Genomic DNA, 14,902 nt, shown 5'->3' with positions numbered 1-14,902 from the left:
CAGCGACGCCCGTGTCACTTGATGACCGCGTTCGCCACGACCACCACGAAGCCGAGGAGTGCGTCCACCGCGCCGATGGCCAGTGCCGTGGGCCAGCCGCGGCGTGACTGGCGGGCCGTGACGAGGCCCAGGATGAAGAGCAGGGCGATGTTGAGGGTGAACGCCGGGTATTCGACGCCGTCGGGGGGCCACCAGCCCCAGCCGGCTCCGGCGAGGACAAAGACCGTCGGCAGGACGGCCGTGACCAGGGGCCATTCGTCGGCGAGGGCGCGCAGGGCGTCCCAGCGGCGGTGCGGGCCGCGTTCGGCGATGTAGTGGGCGTAGCCGTGGGCCAGCGCGGAGGCGAGGGCGGTGATCAGCAGCCACAGGGCGTCGTAGCGGCGGCTGCGTGCGGAGGAGTGCCCGTACTGGGTGAGGGCCGCGACCATGGAACTGGCCAGGACGGCGCCGTAGACACCGCCGAAGAGGATCATCTCGCGGGTGTCGTGGCCGCGCGACGCGGTGGCCTTCGGCGGGGAGTCGGAGTCGGCCATGCCCTCACGATCACCCGGGACCCGGTCGCCTGCCACTTGCGACGATGTGTCTCCCCGGCCGGGGCGAACACGCACACTGTGTCCAGCGCCGCGGCGGGAGCCGTCCGGCTAGGGTCGCAGCATGATCCACTCCTTCGCGCTGCACGTCCCGGACGCCGAGCTCACCCCGGAGCCGCTCGACCCCGCCCAGATCCTGTCCGGCTCGCCCGAGGTGACCGGGAAGGTGGTGTGGGAGTCCGAGGACGGCCGCCAGATCCGCGGCGTCTGGCAGATCACGCCCGGCGTCGTCACCGACACGGAGGCCGACGAGATGTTCGTCGTGCTCAGCGGATCGGCCACCGTCGAGGTCGACGGCGGCCCGACCCTGCACGTCGGCCCCGGCGACATGGCGGTCCTGCGCGAGGGCGACCGCACGACGTGGACGGTGCACGAGACGCTGCGCAAGGTGTACGCGATCAATCAGTGACCGGGGCCTTCCCCGGGGACGGTGACGCACGGTCCCGTCGTCCCGCGCACCTCCAGGTGCGGTGCGGTCAGCTGGACTCGGCCGGGGCCTTCTCCGTGCTCCAGGCGTTGCAGTAGGCAGCGTGCTGCGCGGCGGCCCAGCTCGTGGCCGGCGTTGTCGACCGTGGTGAGCCAGACGTGGCGGAGCCGGGAGATGTTCGTGTTGTCGTAGCCGGCCACCGAGACGTCCTGTGGCACCTTCAGGCCCAGTTCGGCGGCCGCCGTCAGGACGCCGACCGCCGTCATGTCGTTGACCGCGAAGACCGCCGTCGGCCGGTCGGGGCGGCTGAGCAGGCGGACGGTGGCCCGGTAGCCGCCCTCCTCCGTCAGGTCCCCGGGCTCGGTCAGCCGGCCGAGCCCGTGCGCGGCCAGCGCGGACGCGTAGCCCTTCCGGCGCAGCTCGCCCACCGCGCCGTGCCCGCCGATGTGGGCGATACGGCGGTGCCCCAGTCCGACGAGGTGCTCCACGACGAGCCGGGCGCCCTGCTCGTCGTCGCCCGCCACCACGTCCACGCCCGGCAGCACCGGCTCCCGCGCTCCCGCCACCACCACCGGGAGCCGCTCGGCGACCCGTGCGAGCCCGGCCGGGTCGGGCAGCGTACCGACCACGATCAGGCCGTCGACCCCGAGGTCAAGGAAGGGGGCGGCGAGGTCGTGGCCCGCGCGGCGGCCGAGGCGGGCGTCGGAGAGCAGCATGTGCAGGCCGGCCGTCTGCAGGGGGGCGTCGAGTCCGTCGAGCAGCTCCACGAACCAGGGGTTGCGCAGGTCGTGCAGGAGCACTCCGACCGTGCGGGAGCGTCGTTCGCTCAGGGTGCGGGCCGCCGCGTTGGGCCGGTAGCCGAGCTCCCGCACCGCCCGGAGCACCGCGTCGCGCTTCTCGGGGCGCACCTGGGCGGAGCCCCGCAGCACCAGGGAGACCAGCGACTTGGACACCCCGGCGCGTTCGGCCACGTCGCGGATCGTCGGCTGTCTCATGCTGTGGACCGTTCCATGAAGTGGTGTCGGTGTCAAAGTGCTTGACAGCCCCGGTAGCTCCGCACAAGGTGACGGGAGATGAGCGATTGGAACGGTCCAAATCGATGCCGTCCACGCGGATGAGAGGGCTGTCATGGCACGCACGCTCGGAGTGGCCGTGATCGGGTTCGGCTGGATGGGGCGGGTGCACACCCAGGCGTACGCGCGCGTGCTCCACCACTTTCCCCTCGTCGGCCTGCGGCCGCGCCTGGTCACCGTCGCCGAGGAGGTGCCGGGGCGGGCGGAGGAGGCCGCCGCGCAGTTCGGCTTCGTCGCGACCACCCGTGACTGGCGTGAGGTCGCCGCCGATCCGCGTGTGGAGGCGGTCAGCGTGACCGCGCCGAACTTCCTGCACCGCGAGATCGGCGTCGCCCTGGCCGAGGCGGGCAAGCATCTGTGGATCGAGAAGCCGGTCGGCCTCGGCGCCGACGACGCCCGCGCGGTCGCGGGCGCGGCCGCACAGGCGGGCGTGCAGGGATCCGTCGGCTTCAACTACCGCAACGCCCCGGCCGTCGAGGCGGCCCGCGAGCTGATCGTCTCCGGGGAGCTGGGCGCGGTCACCCATGTCCGCATCCGGTTGTTCAGCGATTACGCTGCCCATCCCGACGGTGCCCTGACCTGGCGTTACGAGCGTGAGCGCGGTGGCAGCGGGGTGCTCGGCGACCTCGCCTCGCACGGCGCGGACCTCGCCCGGTACCTGCTCGGCGAGATCACCGCCCTGACCGCCGACACCGCGGTCTTCGTGCCCGAGCGGGCGCGGCCCACCGGTGCCACCGCCGGCCATGCCCGCGCCGTGGGCGGCGCACGCGGCCCGGTGGAGAACGAGGACTACGTCAGCGCTCTGCTGCGCTTCGCCTCCGGCGCCCGTGGTGTGCTGGAGGCCTGCCGCGTGTCCGTCGGCGAGCAGAACGCCTACGGCTTCGAGGTGCACGGCACCAGGGGCGCGGTCTTCTGGGACTTCCGGCGGATGAACGAACTGGGCGTCAGCCATGGCACGTCCTACCAGGACCAGCCGGTGAGCACGGTGTACGTGGGCCCGGGTGCCGGCGAGTACGGCGCGTTCCAGCCGGGCGCGGCGAACGCCATGGGTTACGACGACCTGAAGGTGATCGAGTGCCACCGGTTCCTGCGCTCGATCGCCGAGGGGGCCCCGCACGGGGCGACCCTGACGGACGCCGTGCGCAGCGCGACCGTGCTGGACGCGATGGCACGGTCCGCCGAGACCGGGACGTGGGTCACGCTCCAGCCGTGACGTCAGGCTTCGACAATGCAGGCTCCGGCTCCGGCGGTGATGGCCAGGCTCCAGCCGCGACCGTCACGCCTGCCGCGTGAGCGTCCGCAGGCGTCGTACGCCGTCCGCGAGGGCGTCGGCGACGTCGCGCGGCGGTGTGTCCGCACCGCCCGGGACGGTCGTGCGGGCGAGCAGCGGCAGCTCCACCTGCACTCCGGGTCCGCCGGCCATGTTCACCGGGTTGCGGGGGTGGACGCCCCGCAGGGCGGCGGGGATCAGCGCCAGGTCGGTGACCGGCTCGAACCGCGGCCGCAGCGCCTGGAGCCCGCCCGCCATGAGGTGCGCCGCGCTCCGGTCGGCGCCGCCCAGGAAGATCGCGCGGGGCGCGGCGGGCCGTAGGTGCCCATGCAGCGATACGACGACGTCGGCGCGGGCGAGGAAGTCGCGCAGCAGGCCGCAGGGGGCGGCGGCCATCCGCGCCGAGGTGATGTGCACCGGTTCTCCGTCGTTCTGGCGGAACACCAGTCGCGCGGCCCCGCACCGCTCCGCCAGTTCGTCCGCGAGTTCGCCGGTCCCGCCCTCGACGCTTGCGTGCAGGGCGAGCAGGCCGATGCCGTCGCCCGGGGTGAGCGTGACCGTGAAGTCGACGCCCTCGATCGTCACGCGCTCGCTCCGCGTGCGTCCCGCGCCGGTCATCGGGCGGCCTGCGGCGGCATGTTGTACGGGGTGACGACCTGGATCGCCGACGGCAGCGTGGGCCCGGCCGGCGGGAGCGCGCCGTGCGCCCGCATCACCAGGTGGCAGGCCTCGCGCAGGTCCTGGCGCAGGTCGTGGTGGAGGACGGCGGACAACCGGTGTTCGCGCAGCAGGCGCGTGTTGTCGTGGTCGAGGTCGTGGGCGACGAACACGGCGCACGTGCGGCCGAGGTCGGCGAAGGCGCGGAGCGTGGCGATGTTGCCGCCGCCGATCGAGTACACGGCGCGGATGTCCGGGTCGCGTTCCAGGGCGGCCCGCACGAGGTCGTACTGGGTGGCGTCGAGCCCCTGGCCCTCGGCGATCTCGACGAGGACGCGCCCGGGGTGCCGGGCCCGCATCGCGCTGCGGAAACCCATCTCGCGCTCCTCCTCGTTGCGGAAGAAGCCGCTGCTGAGGCTGGTGAGGACGTTGCCTGGCCGCTCGCCGAGCCACTGGCCCATCAGATAGGCGGCGGTGGCGCCCGCGGCGCGGTTGTCGATGCCGACGTAGCCGAGGCGGGTGCTGGCGGGCAGGTCCGTGGCGAGGGTGACCACGGGGATGCCCGCGGCGGTGAGGCGGCCGACGGCGGCGGTGATCTCGGGGACGTCCGGGGCCTTCAGCAGCACCCCTTGGGAGCCCCTGCGCGCGATCCGGTCCAGGACGCGGACCTGTTCCCCGACCGGTCCGGTCTCGCGGAAGTGGAAGCGCGAGCGCAGCACGGCCGGGTGCAGGGACGGCAGTTCCGCCTCCAGAGCGGCGCGTACGGCGGTGGTGAACCGTTCCGGGGCCTGCATCACGATGTCGATCATGAAGGTACGGCCGATCAGCCGGACCTGGGTGCGCTGCCGGTCCAGGTCGGCGATGGCCCGGCGCACCTCCTGCGCGGTGGACGTGCGGACCCCGCCGCGGCCGTTGAGCACCCGGTCGACCGTGGCCTCGCTCAGCCCGGCCTGACGGGCGATCTCCTTGATCGGGAAGGGGTGGCCCACCGTCGGCTCCTTGAGGGGTTTTTGATGGCTGCCTGCCGGTTGTTCGCCGTGTTTGTCCTGACAAGAATGACAGAGCCGCGCCCTTCGTGACCCGCACCGGGCGCCCTGGACCACGCGGCACGCCGTGAACCGAAGGGACCGCGATGTCCGCCACCGCACCGCAGCGCGCCTGGCTGTCCGAGCCGGACTGCGACCTGACCGCCTTCCGCACCCTGGTCGAGCGGACCACCGACCCGGCCGCCTACCCGCATGCCACCGCCGTCGAGCACAACGTGCCGCTCTACGACGCCGGGCGGCCCGGCTCGCGCCGCGAGGTCCAGGCCGAGATCGTCCGCGTCCTGGCCGACGGCCCCGGGGTCGCCGTCTTCCGCGGCGCCTTCCCCGACCCGGCGGTCGTCGACCGGCTCACCGCCGTCTTCGAGGCGCTGATCGCCGGGCAGCGCGCCGCGGGCCGGACGGCCGGTGACCACTTCGCGCGCCCGGGCGCCAACGACCGGGTGTGGAACGCCCTGGAGAAGGCGGCACTCCACGACGCGGAGGCCTTCGCCGACTACTACGCGAACGACGTGGTGGCGCTGGTGTCAGAGGCCTGGCTCGGTCCCGCCTACCAGATGACCTCCCAGGTCAACGTGGTCAACCCGGGTGGCGAGGCGCAGCAGCCGCACCGCGACTACCACCTGGGCTTCCTCGGCAACGAGACCGCAGCGGCCTACCCGGCGCATGTGCACCGCCTCTCCCCCGTGCTCACCCTGCAGGGCGCCGTCGCGCACTGCGACATGCCGGTGGAGTCCGGGCCGACGCTGTATCTGCCCTGGTCCCAGCTGTACGAGCCGGGGTATCTGGCCTGGCGGCTGCCCGAGTTCCGGGCGTACTTCGCCGAGCACCATGTGCGGCTGCCGCTGGCCAAGGGGGACGCGGTCTTCTTCAACCCGGCGCTCTTCCACGCGGCCGGCACCAACCGCTCGGCGGACATCCGGCGCACGGCCAACCTGCTCCAGGTGTCCTCCGCGTTCGGCCGGGCCATGGAGAGCGTGGACCGCGAGGCGGTCGTGAACGCCGTCTACCCGGTGCTGCTCGAGCGCAGGGCCGAGGGCGTGGGCGAGGCGTGGCTGGAGCGCGTGATCGCCGCGAGCGCCGAGGGCTATCCCTTCCCGACCGACCTCGACCGCGACCCGCCGGTGGAGGGGCTCGCCCCGCCGTCGCAGGCCGATCTGCTGCGGCGGGCACTCGCCGGGGAATGGTCCCCGCAGGCGCTGCGCGAGGAGCTGCGCGCGGCCGCCGAGCGGCGCGGGAGCTAGGAGAGACATGGGGCTTCTCGACGACAAGGTCGTCCTGGTCAACGGCGGCAGTCAGGGCGTCGGCGCGGCCGTCGCCCGCGCGGCGGTCCGGGAGGGCGCGGTCGTGGCCGTCTCCGGACGCCGCCAGGAGCCGGGCGAGGCGCTGGTCGCGCAGCCCACGGCAGGCGGCGGCAGGGCGCTGTACGTGCGGGCCGATCTGGCCGACGCCGGGCAGGCCCGGGCGGCCGTGGCCGCGGTGGTGGACGCCTGGGGCCGTATCGACTGCCTGGTGAACTCCGCCGGGCTCACCGCGCGCGGCACACTGCTCGACACCACGCCCGAGCTGTTCGACCAGCACATCGCGGTCAATCTCCGGGGGCCGTTCTTCGCGATGCAGGCGGCCGTCGCCGACATGCTGTCGCGCGGGGCGTCCGGCACGATCGTCAACGTCATCACGTCCTCCGCGCACGGCGGGCAGCCCTTCCTCGCCCCGTACGTGGCGGCGAAGGCGGGGCTCGCGGGACTCACCCGCAACGCCGCGCACGCCCACCGCTGGGACCGCATCCGGATCAACGGCCTGAACATCGGCTGGACCGCGACCGAGGGCGAGGACGCCACCCAGCGCGCCTTTCACGGGGCGGGCGACGACTGGCAGGAGCGCGCGGCGGCGCGGCTGCCGATGGGGCGGCTCGGCCGGCCCGACGAGATCGCGGACTTCGTGGTCTTCCTGCTGTCCGACCGGTCCGGGGTGGTCACCGGTTCCGTGATCGACTGGGACCAGAACGTCCTCGGCGGACTGGACTGACCTGCACCCGGACCGACCCACGCCCTCTTCCTACCTGGCAAGGAGCACCATGCGCATCGGAATCCTCGGCCTCGGCCGCATCGGGTCCTTCCACGCCGAGACCCTGTACGGGCTCGACGCCGTCGGGTCCCTCGTCGTCACCGACCCCGTGGCGAACGCGGCGAAGGCCGCCGCCGAGCGGTTCGGCGCCGAGGTCGCCGACTCACCCGAGGCGCTGCTGGCCTCCGGCGTGGACGGCATCGTCGTCGCGGCGGCCACCGACGCCCACCCGGCGCTGATCCGGGCCGGTGTGGCGGCGGGCGTGCCCGTCTTCTGCGAGAAGCCGGTCGCCCGCACGATCGCCGAGGGCGTGGAGGTGCTCCGCGCCGTCGAGGGCAGCGGCGTGCCGGTCCAGATCGGCTTCAACCGGCGCTTCGACGCCGGGTTCACCGCGGCCCGCGCCGCGGTGCGCGCCGGGGAGCTGGGCACGCTGCACACCGTGCGGTCCACGACGCTGGACCCGGCGCCGCCGCCGGCCGCGTACGTCGCCGCGTCCGGCGGCATCTTCCGGGACTGTTCGGTGCACGACTTCGACATCATCCGCTGGGTGACCGGCCGCGAGGTGACCGAGGTGTACGCCGTCGGCGGCAACCGGGGCGCCGAGCACATCCGGCAGGCCGGTGACGCCGACACCACCGGAGCGCTGCTCACCCTCGACGACGGCACCATCGCGGTGGTGTCCAACTCCCGGCACAACGGCCGCGGTCACGACGTCCGGATGGAGCTGCACGGCTTCCGGGACTCCCTCGCCGTCGGCCTCGACGACAAGCTGCCGCTGCGCTCGGCCGAGCCCGGTGTCACCTTCCCCTCGGGCGTTCCGCACGACTTCTTCATGGACCGCTTCGCCGCGGCCTATCGCGCGGAACTCGCCGCGTTCACCGAGCTGATCGCCGGCACCCGTCCGTCCCCGTGCACGATCGAGGACGCCCTGGAGGCCGGCTGGATCGCGGAGGCCTGCACGCTGTCCCTGCACGAGCACCGCCCGGTGACCCTGGCGGAGGTACGCGACGGCGAGTGACTCCGGGCCGGCCGTGGACTCTCAGTGGGCCGCCGGTTCCGCCGGGAGGTTGAAGACGTGGTTCGGGGAGATGATCTGCGTGACGGCCTGGCCGAAGAGGGTGCTGGGTTCCTCGTTCTTGTAGTTGATGTCGGTGTTCAGCATCACGACGACCGTCGCCTGTGCCTCCGGCAGGTAGATGGTGAGGGACTCGTAGCCGGGCAGGGAGCCGTTGTGCCCGATCCAGCCCTGCACGTTGAAGATGCCGAGTCCGTAGCCGGCGCCCGGGATGGGGGTCGCGGGCGTGATCAGCCGCTGCTTCTGCGTCGCGGGGCTGATCATGTCGCCGCCGCCGGGCAGCTTGCCGGTGGCCACTGTGCGCGCCCACACCCGCAGGTCGTCCAGTTGGGAGATCATCGCGCCGGCCGCCCAGCCCCAGGAGGGGTTCCAGTCGGCGGAGTCCTCGACCTTCCCGGTCGCCGTCTGGTTGGTGTAGCCCTGTGAGTGCGGCGTCGGGAACTCGTTGCCGGTCGGGAAGAGTGTGTGCTTGAGGCCGACCGGGTCGAGGATCTTGTGCTGGACGTAGTCGTTCAGCTTCTGCCCGCTCTCCTTCTCCACGACCAGGCCGAGCAGGATCAGGTTGGTGTTGCAGTAGTAGAACTGCTGACCCGGCGGGAAGAGCACCGGGTGCTTGAAGGCGTAGGCGAGCAGTTGCTGCGGGGTGAAGGGGCGCCGGGGGTCGGAGGTGAGCGCCTTGTAGAAGCCCTCGTCCTGCGAGTAGTTGAACAGTCCGCTGCGCATGCCGGCCAGCTGCCGAATGGTGATCTTGTTGCCGTTGGGCACGCCGCTGACGTATTTGTCGATGGTGTCGTCGAGGCCGATCTTGCCCTGGTCGACGAGTTGCAGCACGGCGGTGACGGTGAAGGTCTTCGTCTCGCTGCCGATGCGCATGTACAGGTCGGGGCTCATCTTGCGTCCGGTGGCCTTGTCGGCGACGCCGAAGGACGAGACGTACTGCCCCTTGTCGGGCGTCCACACGCCGACGGTCACGCCGGGAACGCCCGCCTGGTGCATCACCCGCTGCACGGCGGCGTCGAGCTGCTTGTGCACGGCCGGCGTGAGCGCGCGGACGGCGTTGCCGGACGGGGAGGGCGAGGTGGACGCCGTGGTGCCGGACGGCGACGGCGACGTGGGCCCCGTGGGCGACGTCCCGGAGGGCGTGGGCGAGGTTGCGGTCGGCGACGGCGACATCGTGTCGGTCGGCGAGGTGGGGCCGGACGGTGACGGCGAGGGCGCCGCGACGGCCGCGCCGCCCACGGCGGGCGCCGCCAGGGCGCCCAGTGCCGCGGCGACGACAACTGACCTGCGCAGTCGGGTGGACCCGTACGACATGGGCTGACTCCCGGGGAAGAGGACAGGAGGGACGGCCCCGCGAACGTCGTGTAAGGCGGCGGGACAGCGGCCGCGGACCACAGGGCGACGGCCCTGATGCATCACTGGTCCCAGCGGTCACACCGGCTACCTCCAGCATAGGAGCGCCCGTCTGTCACGTCCTGTCGAGCCGAACGGGTCCCCGAGCCGTCATCAGGCCCTGTGGGCGTCCTCAGACCCCGCAGGAGCGCAGGAAGCGGCGGGTGCGGACCGCGATCGGCAGGGGCCTGTCCGGCTCGCAGGGGTACATGTCCTGCTCGACGATGGCGAACAGGTCCACGCCCAGCTTCTGCGCCGCCACCAGTACCGGCTCCAACTCCGGTACTCCGGAGGGCGGTTCGCACATCACTCCGCGCTGCACCGCCGGACCGAACGGCACCCCGTGTGCCACGACCTCGGCCAGGATCCGCGGGTCGACCTGCTTGAGGTGCAGATAGCCGATGCGCTCGCCGTAGGTCTCGATGAGCTTGACGCTGTCGCCGCCGCAGTAGGCGTAGTGCCCGGTGTCCAGGCACAGGTTGACGAGGTCGGAGTCGGTGGAGTCGAGGAAGCGCTCGACGTGGGCCTCGGTGTCGATGTGGGTGTCGGCGTGCGGGTGGACGACGATGTCCAGGCCGTACGTCTCCTTCACCTCGTGTCCCAGGCGCTCCATGCCCTTGGTGAGGTGGGCCCACTGCTCGGCGGTCAGCTCGGGCGGTTCCAGGATCTCGGCCGTCTTGTCGTCGCGCCAGAAGGACGGGATGACCACGAGGTGCCGCGCGCCCATGGCCTGGGTGAGCGCCGCGACCTTCGCGACGTGCTCCCAGGTGTCGTCCCACACCGACAGGCCGCGGTGCAGGCCGGTGAAGACGGTGCCCGCGGACACCTTCAGGCCACGGGCGCGCACCTCGTCGGTGAGCCGGGCCGGGTCGGTGGGAAGGTAGCCGTAGGGGCCGAGCTCGATCCACTCGTAGCCGGCCTCGGCGACCTCGTCGAGGAAGCGCTGCCAGGGCACCTGGACGGGGTCGTCGGGGAACCAGACGCCCCAGGAGTCGGGGGCGGAGCCGACCCGGATGCGGCTCGGAGCAGCGGGCATGTCAGGGGTTTCCTTCCGACGTAGGGGCCGCCACGGGTGCGGAGAGGTCCTGCGCCTCGGGGAGCCCCTCCACGTCGACGCCCCGGACCTGGGAGAGTTCGTGCTTGAGCGCGGCGAGTTCGGTGCCGCCGGCCATGTGGTTGGTCAGCTCTTCGAGGCTGACCTCGCTGCGGGCGGCGGACAGCTCCAGGGTGCCCAGGCGCAGCACGTTGAAGTGGTCGCCGACCATGTAGGCGTGGTGGGGGTTGTGGGTGATGAAGATGACGCCGAGGCCGCGGTCGCGGGCGGCGGCGATGTACTTCAGGACCACACCGGACTGCTTGACGCCGAGGGCGGCGGTCGGCTCGTCCAGGATGAGCACCCGGGCGCCGAAGTAGACGGCGCGGGCGATGGCCACGCACTGGCGCTGGCCGCCGGAGAGGGTGCCGATGGGCTGTTCCAGGTCGTCCAGGACGATGCCCATGTTGCGCAGCTCCTGGTCGGCCGTCTTCTTCATGAGGCCGATGTCGAGGCGGCGGACGGGCCAGGGGCCCTTGGTCATCTCCGAGCCGAGGAAGAAGTTGCGCCACACCGGCATCAGCGGGACGGTCGCGAGGTCCTGGTAGACGGTGGCGATACCGCGGTCGAGGGCCTCGCGCGGGGTGCTGAAGCGCACCGGCCGGCCGTCGACGAGGAACTCGCCCTCGGTGTGCTGGTGCAGCCCTGAGATGATCTTGATGAGGGTGGACTTGCCGGCGCCGTTGTCACCGAGGACGCAGGTCACCCGGCCGGGCAGGACGCTGAGGTCCACGCCGTGCAGGGCGCGGATGTTGCCGTAGGACTTGCCGGCCGCGCGCAGTTCGACGAGGGGCGCGTCCTTCTCGGGCACGGTGTCCGCGAGGATCGCGCCATGGGGTCCGCCGGTGGTCATGTCGCCTCACCTCCTCGTCGCGGTGCGCTGCACGTACAGGTTGATCAGGACCGCCCCGAGGAGCATCACCCCGAGGAACGCCTTGAACCAGTCCGGGTTCCAGCCCGCGTACACGATGCCCTGGTTCACCATGCCGAACATGAACGCGCCGAAGACGGGGCCGATCGCGGAGCCGTAGCCGCCGGTGAGCAGGCAGCCGCCGATGACGGCCGCGGCGATGTAGATCAGCTCCTGGCCGACGCCCTCGCCGGACTGCACGGTGTTGAAGGAGAACAGGTTGTGCATGCCGACGAACCAGGCGCCGAAGCCGACGGTCATGAACAGCGTGATCTTGGTGAAGTTCACCGGTACGCCGACGGCCCGGGCGCTGTCCTTGTTGCCGCCGACGGCGAAGATCCAGTTGCCGTACTTGGTGCGCAGCAGCACCCAGGTGGCGAGCGCGGCGAAGACCAGCCACCACACCACCGTGATCTTCACCTGGACGCCGCCGACGTCGAAGGAGGAGGCGAAGACCTTTCTGGCCTGGTTGAAGCCGTCCATGTCGCTGATGTCGTCGGTGGCGACGTTGCCGGTGACGAGTTTGGTCACGGCGAGGTTGACGCCCTGGAGGATCAGGAAGGTGCCGAGGGTGACCAGGAAGCTGGGCAGTCCCGTTCTCACCACCATCCAGCCGTTGAAGGCGCCGACGCCCAGGGAGACGATCAGGGCGACAACCACGCCGGTCCACACGTTCATGCTCAGCTGGAAGCTCAGCATGCTCGCGGTGAGGGCGGAGGTGATCACCGCGACGCCGGACGACAGGTCGAACTCGCCGCCGATCATCAGCAGCGCCACCGGCAGGGCCATGATGCCGATGGTCGAGGACTGGTAGAGCACCGTGGCCATCGAGCTGCCCTGACGCACGGTCGGCGCAGCGATCAGGAAGAAGACCAGGACGGCGACGGCGCCCAGGAAGACACCGACCTCGGGCCGCGCGAGCAGCCGGAACACCAGGGAGCGCCGGCGGGTGCGTCCGTCGGACTGCCCGGGGCCGGGGGCCGGCGGTGTCCCCACCGCCGGCGCAGCCTGCTGGGTCATACCGATCACCGGGTGCCCTTCGCGGCGAAGCTCGCGACCTGGTCGACGTTGGCCTTGTCGACGAAGGCCGGGCCGGTGAGCACCGGCTGCTCGCCGCCGCCGCTGTAGTTGCCGTTGTTCTTGTAGAGCCACAGGGAGTCGACCGCGAGGTAGCCCTGGAGGTAGGGCTGCTGGTCGACCGCGAACTGGATGGTGCCGTTCTTGATGGCCTTGGTGAGGTCCTTGTTGAGGTCGAAGGTGGCGACCTTGGCCTTGCTGCCGGCGTCGCCCACCGACTGCACCGCGGTCAGCGCGAACGGCGCGCCGAGCGTGACGACGTAGTCGATGCCGCTGTCCTGCTTGAGCTTGGCGGTGATGGTCGACTTCACCGACGGCATGTCGGTGCCGTTGACGTAGAGGTTCTCCACGGAGCCGGAGAAGGTCTTCTTGACGCCGTCGCAGCGCTGGGTCAGGCCGATGTTGCCCTGCTCCTGGATGACGCACACGGCCTTCTTGGCGCCGACCTCGTTCAGCTTCTTGCCGAAGGCCTGGCCGGCGACGGTCTCGTCCTGGCCGAAGAACTCCAGCAGGCCGAGCTTCTTCCAGTCGCTGACGCCGGAGTTGAGGCCGACCACGGGAATGCCGGCGCTCTTGGCCTTGGCGACGACGCTCTTCATGGCGTCCGGCTTGGCCAGCGTGACGGCGATGCCGTCGACCTTCTGGTCGATGCCGTTCTGCACGAGGTTGGCCTGGCCGCCGGCGTTCGGGTCGGCGGAGTAGACGAGCTTGATGTTGTCCTTGGCCGCCGCGGCCTCGGCGCCCTTGCGGACGATGTCCCAGAAGGTGTCGCCGGGCGACTGGTGGGTGACCAGCGCGACCGTCATCCGGGGCGTGTTGGCCTTGCCGGCGGACGCCGAGCCCCCGCCTTCCTCGGCCTTCTTGCCGCCGGAACTGCTGGAGCAGCCCGCGAGGGCCAGGGCCGCCGCCGCGGCCAGGGCCACGACCGGGGCGAGTCTGCGGGAGTGAGAAGAGCGGTCCATCTTTCCTGCACCTCACTGTGCGACGTCTGCGACGGGGGAAAGGGAGGGGATCGGGAGCCGTGCCGTACGGCTGTTGCGCTGGGACGGGATACAAGTCGCTGCGGCGCCCGCTGTCAATACTTTGTTAAGACATCATTTCACATCAAGGTCCGAATGTAAGTACAAACTATTGACAGTGTCCGCTCCCGGCACCTACACCTGGGAGGCGGCAGGCCCGCCGGTAGGCGGTCGATCCCTACCCCAGGGGCGCGGGCGTAGCCCTGACGCGGAAACGGAGCGACGTGTTGACTCTCAGCATCCCCGACCTCGCCACGGTCCGCGCGCGGCACCCGGAGGCCGTCGCCGAGGCGGCCGCCCGCCGCGTCCGGCGGCCGCTGCTGAACGGCTCCGGCAAGCTGCTGATCGTGGCCGCCGACCACCCGGCGCGCGGCGCGCTCGCCGTCGGCGACCGGAGCCTCGCCATGGCCGACCGGGCCGGTCTGCTGGAACGCCTGTGCACGGCGCTGTCGCGGCCCGGGGTCGACGGGGTGCTCGCCAGCGCCGACGTCCTGGAGGACCTGCTGCTGCTCGGCGTGCTGGACGGCAAGGTCGTGATGGGCTCGATGAACCGCGGGGGGCTCGCGGGCGCCGCCTTCGAGATGGACGACCGGTTCACCGGGCACCGCGCCGCCGACCTGGTCCGGCTGCGCTTCGACGCGGGCAAGCTGCTGCTGCGCATCGACTACGACGACCCCGGCTCGCTCACCACGCTGGAGGCCACCGCCCGTGCCATCGACGCGATGGCGGAGCTGCGGCTGCCGGTGTTCGTCGAGCCGTTCCTCTCGCACCGCGTGGCCGGCCGGGTCCGCAACGACCTGTCCGCGGCGGCCGTCACCCGGTCCATCGCCATCGCCTCCGGCCTCGGCGGCACCTCCGCGTACACCTGGCTCAAGCTGCCCGTCACCGACGACCCCGACGACATGGGCGAGGTACTGCGGACCTCGACCCTGCCCGCCGTGCTGCTCGGCGGTGACGTGGGCGACGACCAGGACGCCGCCTACGAGCGCTGGCGCAAGGCGCTCAGACTGCCCACCGTCCACGGCCTGGTCGTGGGCCGCTCGCTGCTCTACCCGGCCGCGGGCAGTGTGGAGGAGGCGGTCGACACGGCCGTCGGACTGCTGTGAAAGACCGACCGAGTCCCCCCGACGCCCGCGGTCGCGAGGGACGCCCGCGGTCCCGGGGGACGCCCGCGGTCCCGGGGGACGCCCGCGGTCCCGGGGGCCTGCC

Annotated in this window: 15 protein-coding genes; 6 read left to right on the top strand and 9 right to left on the bottom strand. The window is 71.9% G+C overall.

The genetic code is table 11. The features are described from left to right. Positions 1-14 precede the first annotated feature (14 nt). Positions 15-533 (bottom strand): hypothetical protein, encoded by a 519-nt coding sequence (locus ACZ64A_RS04050; protein ID WP_469808058.1) that lies wholly within the window; start codon positions 531-533, stop codon positions 15-17. A 121-nt stretch (positions 534-654) separates the two neighbouring features. On the opposite strand from ACZ64A_RS04050, the gene ACZ64A_RS04045 reads away from it, so the two are divergent. Next, positions 655-999: a cupin domain-containing protein gene (locus tag ACZ64A_RS04045; protein WP_469808056.1), complete on the top strand. Its 345-nt coding sequence runs from the start codon at positions 655-657 to the stop codon at positions 997-999. Here the strand turns inward: ACZ64A_RS04045 and ACZ64A_RS04040 are convergent. Then, positions 993-2,012, bottom strand: a complete 1,020-nt coding sequence (locus ACZ64A_RS04040; RefSeq protein WP_469808055.1) for a LacI family DNA-binding transcriptional regulator — start codon at positions 2,010-2,012, stop codon at positions 993-995. The genes ACZ64A_RS04045 and ACZ64A_RS04040 overlap by 7 nt on opposite strands. A 133-nt stretch (positions 2,013-2,145) precedes the next feature. Here ACZ64A_RS04040 and ACZ64A_RS04035 point away from each other — a divergent pair, with 133 nt between their 5' ends. Beyond that, a complete protein-coding gene (locus ACZ64A_RS04035; RefSeq protein ID WP_469808054.1) occupies positions 2,146-3,303 on the top strand; it encodes a Gfo/Idh/MocA family protein in 1,158 nt (385 codons plus the stop codon). A gap of 63 nt (positions 3,304-3,366) precedes the next feature. Here the strand turns inward: ACZ64A_RS04035 and ACZ64A_RS04030 are convergent, their stop codons facing one another. Both ACZ64A_RS04030 and ACZ64A_RS04025 read right to left on the bottom strand, forming a co-directional pair. Beyond that, the gene (locus ACZ64A_RS04030; RefSeq protein WP_469808052.1) at positions 3,367-3,945 is read right to left on the bottom strand and encodes a poly-gamma-glutamate hydrolase family protein; all 579 of its coding nucleotides are present in this window, start codon (positions 3,943-3,945) and stop codon (positions 3,367-3,369) included. Between the two features lie 29 nt (positions 3,946-3,974). Further along, the gene (locus ACZ64A_RS04025) at positions 3,975-5,006 is read right to left on the bottom strand and encodes a LacI family DNA-binding transcriptional regulator (protein WP_469808051.1); all 1,032 of its coding nucleotides are present in this window, start codon (positions 5,004-5,006) and stop codon (positions 3,975-3,977) included. Positions 5,007-5,149: 143 nt separating this feature from the next. Between ACZ64A_RS04025 and ACZ64A_RS04020 the strand changes: the two genes are divergently transcribed. Genes ACZ64A_RS04020 through ACZ64A_RS04010 form a run of 3 tightly spaced genes read left to right on the top strand, consistent with a single transcriptional unit; the run spans position 5,150 to position 8,145 of the window. After that, positions 5,150-6,304 (top strand): phytanoyl-CoA dioxygenase family protein, encoded by a 1,155-nt coding sequence (locus ACZ64A_RS04020; RefSeq protein ID WP_469808050.1) that lies wholly within the window; start codon positions 5,150-5,152, stop codon positions 6,302-6,304. Positions 6,305-6,311: 7 nt separating this feature from the next. After that, entirely contained in the window at positions 6,312-7,088 is a 777-nt protein-coding gene (locus ACZ64A_RS04015) for an SDR family oxidoreductase (RefSeq protein ID WP_469808048.1), read from the top strand. A gap of 49 nt (positions 7,089-7,137) precedes the next feature. After that, positions 7,138-8,145, top strand: a complete 1,008-nt coding sequence (locus tag ACZ64A_RS04010) for a Gfo/Idh/MocA family protein (RefSeq protein ID WP_469808047.1) — start codon at positions 7,138-7,140, stop codon at positions 8,143-8,145. Between the two features lie 21 nt (positions 8,146-8,166). Here ACZ64A_RS04010 and ACZ64A_RS04005 read toward each other — a convergent pair whose 3' ends face one another. The 5 genes from ACZ64A_RS04005 to ACZ64A_RS03985 form a co-directional block, all read right to left on the bottom strand. After that, the gene (locus ACZ64A_RS04005; protein WP_469808046.1) at positions 8,167-9,516 is read right to left on the bottom strand and encodes a serine hydrolase domain-containing protein; all 1,350 of its coding nucleotides are present in this window, start codon (positions 9,514-9,516) and stop codon (positions 8,167-8,169) included. Between the two features lie 211 nt (positions 9,517-9,727). After that, positions 9,728-10,630: a sugar phosphate isomerase/epimerase family protein gene (locus ACZ64A_RS04000; protein WP_469808044.1), complete on the bottom strand. Its 903-nt coding sequence runs from the start codon at positions 10,628-10,630 to the stop codon at positions 9,728-9,730. Position 10,631: 1 nt separating this feature from the next. Beyond that, positions 10,632-11,540: an ATP-binding cassette domain-containing protein gene (locus ACZ64A_RS03995; protein ID WP_469808043.1), complete on the bottom strand. Its 909-nt coding sequence runs from the start codon at positions 11,538-11,540 to the stop codon at positions 10,632-10,634. A gap of 6 nt (positions 11,541-11,546) precedes the next feature. Continuing rightward, positions 11,547-12,623: an ABC transporter permease gene (locus ACZ64A_RS03990; protein WP_469809047.1), complete on the bottom strand. Its 1,077-nt coding sequence runs from the start codon at positions 12,621-12,623 to the stop codon at positions 11,547-11,549. Then, positions 12,623-13,636, bottom strand: a complete 1,014-nt coding sequence (locus ACZ64A_RS03985; RefSeq protein ID WP_469808042.1) for a sugar ABC transporter substrate-binding protein — start codon at positions 13,634-13,636, stop codon at positions 12,623-12,625. The genes ACZ64A_RS03990 and ACZ64A_RS03985 overlap by 1 nt, the downstream gene beginning before the upstream one ends. Positions 13,637-13,920: 284 nt before the next feature. On the opposite strand from ACZ64A_RS03985, the gene ACZ64A_RS03980 reads away from it, so the two are divergent. After that, the gene (locus ACZ64A_RS03980) at positions 13,921-14,799 is read left to right on the top strand and encodes a Cgl0159 family (beta/alpha)8-fold protein (RefSeq protein WP_469808041.1); all 879 of its coding nucleotides are present in this window, start codon (positions 13,921-13,923) and stop codon (positions 14,797-14,799) included. Positions 14,800-14,902 lie beyond the last annotated feature (103 nt).

The organism is Streptomyces sp. NPDC104814 (assembly GCF_055583185.1).
This window is presented reverse-complemented; position numbering and strand designations above follow the sequence as displayed.

What these genes read in the sequence shown, in the direction of transcription:
- ACZ64A_RS04050 (WP_469808058.1), bottom strand. Translation starts at nt 533, where the DNA reads ATGGCCGACTCCGACTCCCCGCCGAAGGCCACCGCGTCGCGCGGCCAC.
- ACZ64A_RS04045 (WP_469808056.1), top strand. Translation starts at nt 655, where the DNA reads ATGATCCACTCCTTCGCGCTGCACGTCCCGGACGCCGAGCTCACCCCG.
- ACZ64A_RS04040 (WP_469808055.1), bottom strand. Translation starts at nt 2,012, where the DNA reads ATGAGACAGCCGACGATCCGCGACGTGGCCGAACGCGCCGGGGTGTCC.
- ACZ64A_RS04035 (WP_469808054.1), top strand. Translation starts at nt 2,146, where the DNA reads ATGGCACGCACGCTCGGAGTGGCCGTGATCGGGTTCGGCTGGATGGGG.
- ACZ64A_RS04020 (WP_469808050.1), top strand. Translation starts at nt 5,150, where the DNA reads ATGTCCGCCACCGCACCGCAGCGCGCCTGGCTGTCCGAGCCGGACTGC.
- ACZ64A_RS04015 (WP_469808048.1), top strand. Translation starts at nt 6,312, where the DNA reads ATGGGGCTTCTCGACGACAAGGTCGTCCTGGTCAACGGCGGCAGTCAG.
- ACZ64A_RS04010 (WP_469808047.1), top strand. Translation starts at nt 7,138, where the DNA reads ATGCGCATCGGAATCCTCGGCCTCGGCCGCATCGGGTCCTTCCACGCC.
- ACZ64A_RS04005 (WP_469808046.1), bottom strand. Translation starts at nt 9,516, where the DNA reads ATGTCGTACGGGTCCACCCGACTGCGCAGGTCAGTTGTCGTCGCCGCG.
- ACZ64A_RS04000 (WP_469808044.1), bottom strand. Translation starts at nt 10,630, where the DNA reads ATGCCCGCTGCTCCGAGCCGCATCCGGGTCGGCTCCGCCCCCGACTCC.
- ACZ64A_RS03995 (WP_469808043.1), bottom strand. Translation starts at nt 11,540, where the DNA reads ATGACCACCGGCGGACCCCATGGCGCGATCCTCGCGGACACCGTGCCC.
- ACZ64A_RS03985 (WP_469808042.1), bottom strand. Translation starts at nt 13,636, where the DNA reads ATGGACCGCTCTTCTCACTCCCGCAGACTCGCCCCGGTCGTGGCCCTG.